This window comes from Acinetobacter sp. Colony158, from assembly GCF_019264745.1.
Classification (GTDB): domain Bacteria; phylum Pseudomonadota; class Gammaproteobacteria; order Pseudomonadales; family Moraxellaceae; genus Acinetobacter; species Acinetobacter ursingii.
This window is the reverse complement of record NZ_CP078523.1, coordinates 2,195,356-2,195,561: the sequence shown is the minus strand read 5'-3', so window position 1 is coordinate 2,195,561 and position 206 is coordinate 2,195,356. Positions and strand designations below refer to the sequence as shown.

Below are 206 nucleotides of genomic sequence, written 5' to 3'. Positions count from 1 at the left end.
TAATGCAATCCCCTCACCTGTCGTTTCACTTAATTTTTCATCAGAAATTTCTTGCAGAGCAAAACAGGATTGACTTAAAAATAAGCCAATTACGCTCGCTAAAACGGTTTTTTTAAAATTTACCGTATAAGTCATTGCCGTCATCATGACCATCCTTTTATACGATGCTCCGCACCATATTTCTTTTTCTATCAATCCTTTATCTT

The 206-nt window shown here is 35.0% G+C and carries 1 protein-coding gene; it reads right to left on the bottom strand.

Annotation, left to right across the window (positions count from 1 at the left end; all coding sequences use genetic code 11):
• Positions 1-144 (bottom strand): hypothetical protein (locus tag JR005_RS09000; protein ID WP_416378514.1); only part of this gene is annotated, 144 nt, incomplete at its 3' end.
• Positions 145-206: the final 62 nt, after the last annotated feature.